The sequence below is a fragment of the Rheinheimera sediminis genome (assembly GCF_004005375.1).
Classification (GTDB): Bacteria; Pseudomonadota; Gammaproteobacteria; order Enterobacterales; family Alteromonadaceae; genus Pararheinheimera.
The window spans coordinates 1-524 of sequence record NZ_RZUF01000088.1; the positions used below are offsets into that span (position 1 = coordinate 1).

General features: G+C 47.9%; 1 protein-coding gene. It reads left to right on the top strand.

The window, feature by feature from the left end; genetic code table 11:
- On the top strand, positions 1 to 299 hold a 299-nt coding region (locus EMM73_RS19875; RefSeq protein ID WP_127688487.1), incomplete at its 5' end, for an NUDIX domain-containing protein.
- Positions 300 to 524 lie beyond the last annotated feature (225 nt).

Here is a 524-nt window from a genome sequence, read left to right on the forward strand (position 1 = left end):
TACCGGCCTCCCGTGCTGAATTGATTTCTGTAGCACTGGAGCTGGGTTTTGCTTTTCATCACTGCACACCAGAAAAACTGATGCTAAGTAAAAAACTACAAGCCGACAGTTATTTACCTTCAGCCGCTACTCACAGTATAGGAGTGGGCGCTGTGGTGTTATCCGCTTCAGGTAAAGTACTGCTGGTACAGGAAAAACCGTTGGAGGGCCGAAGCCCGTCTTATTTTAAGTTGCCAGGTGGTATGGTGGATGCCAAAGAACATTTGGTTGAGGCAGTTATTCGTGAAGTGCTGGAATAAACAGCTGTTGCAGCAAGTTTTGATAGCTTTTTAGGATTACGCCATCATCATCAGGGCCAGTTTGGCGCATCAAATTTGTATATGGTGTGCCGTTTAACAGCCGAAGAAACTGAACCTAAACCAGACCCCCGCGAAATACTACAGGCCCGCTGGTTCGACTGCGCTGACTATCTGGCCGACCCCAACGCCAGCCATTACAACAAGTTGCTGGTACAAACAGCGATA